We start from the raw sequence: 1,692 nt of genomic DNA, 5'->3' as shown, positions 1-1,692 counted from the left end.
GGGCGCGGGGAACTGCGCGACAAGCCCCCACCGGCCGGCAGCCGAACCACAACCGCCCGCACCTCGTCCCATTAGGGGCGCGGGGAACTGCGCGACCGGCCACGACGCGCCCGCAGCCGTCGACGATGCGCCCCGTCCCGCCCCGAGGGCCGCGGCCCGCCCCCACCGGCCCGCGGCCGAAGACCGACCGCCCCGCCCCGCCCCCCCCGCAGGGGCACCGGTCGGCGAACCCCGGCCGCTCCGAACGCGCACACACCCGAACGCCCCGTCACATGCCTCGCAGAGCCTCGTATTCCACCCCTTCGGGGTGAGTGGCGGCGCGTTGGGGACCCTCCCCGCGCGACCCCAAAAAGCGTCCAGTAGGGTTTGGTCCGCATAAACATCCAAACCCCTGCCCGACGCAGGGCGGCGACCGACCAGCGAGAAGGCCGCAGCCGACCGCGCGGGCGAGACTCTCGGAAGGCGCTACGTGAGTCCCTACGGCTCCGACCGCTCGCCGCGGCGCCCGATGCGGCGGAAGCTGCTGCAGGCACTGACTGCGGGTCTGGTCCTGGCGACCGCGACCGGTTGCACATACAAGGACTTCCCCCGCCTTGGTATGCCCACCCCGACCACGGAAGAGGCTCCCCGGATCCTCTCCCTGTGGCAGGGCTCGTGGGCCGCAGCACTCGCCACGGGCGTGCTGGTCTGGGGCCTGATCCTGTGGAGCGCGTTCTTCCACCGGCGCAGCCGCACCAAGGTCGAGGTTCCCCCGCAGACCCGGTACAACATGCCCATCGAGGCGCTGTACACGGTGGTCCCCCTCATCATCGTTTCGGTGCTGTTCTACTTCACAGCCCGCGACGAGTCGAAGATCCTCAGTCTCGACAAGAAGCCCGACGTCACGGTCAATGTCGTCGGCTTCCAGTGGAGCTGGGGCTTCAACTACATCGAGAACGTCGACGGCTCGACCGGTGACGCGAAGACCGACAAGAACCTCGACGCGATCCCCGATCGCTTCAAGAAGGACTTCCCGGCGGCCGCCGGCGGTGTCTACGACGTCGGTACGCCCGCCTCGAAGAACCCGCAGACGCTCAACCCGGGCCCGACCCTCTGGCTCCCCAAGGGCAAGACGGTCCGCTTCGTCCTCACTTCGCGTGACGTCATCCACTCCTTCTGGGTGGTGCCGTTCCTCATGAAGCAGGACGTCATTCCGGGGCACACCAACTCCTTCCAGGTGACCCCCAACAAGGAGGGCACCTTCCTGGGCAAGTGCGCCGAGCTCTGCGGCGTCGACCACTCCCGGATGCTCTTCAACGTGAAGGTCGTCTCTCCCGAGCGCTACGAGGCCCACCTCAAGGAGCTCGCCGAGAAGGGTCAGACCGGTTACGTCCCGGCCGGCATCGAGCAGACGGACCACGAGAAGAACCGGGAGACGAACAACCTGTGAGCATCCTCAACGAACCTCAGGGTGCCGCCGCGGCTGAAGACTCGTACGAGAGCGAGCTGCCGGTACGGCGCAAGCAGCCCGGCAACGTCGTGATCAAGTGGCTGACCACCACGGACCACAAGACGATCGGCACGATGTACCTGGTCACGTCGTTCGCGTTCTTCTGCATCGGCGGCGTCATGGCGCTGCTGATGCGCGCCGAACTGGCCCGTCCCGGCACGCAGATCATGTCGAACGAGCAGTTCAACCAGGCGTTCACGATG

The 1,692-nt window shown here is 67.7% G+C and carries 2 protein-coding genes; both read left to right on the top strand.

The features are described from left to right. The first annotated feature begins 469 nt into the window (after positions 1–469). Positions 470–1,429, top strand: a complete 960-nt coding sequence (gene coxB, locus ACFWGJ_RS43575) for a cytochrome c oxidase subunit II (RefSeq protein WP_107018251.1) — start codon at positions 470–472, stop codon at positions 1,427–1,429. Beyond that, the coding region (locus ACFWGJ_RS43570; protein WP_387334528.1) for a cbb3-type cytochrome c oxidase subunit I at positions 1,426–1,692 on the top strand (267 nt) is incomplete at its 3' end. The genes coxB and ACFWGJ_RS43570, both read left to right, overlap by 4 nt.

Source organism: Streptomyces sp. NPDC060205 (assembly GCF_042728395.1).
Lineage (GTDB): Bacteria > Actinomycetota > Actinomycetes > Streptomycetales > Streptomycetaceae > Streptomyces.
Note: the sequence above shows the minus strand (reverse complement) of the source record. Positions and strands in the feature narration are given on the sequence as shown.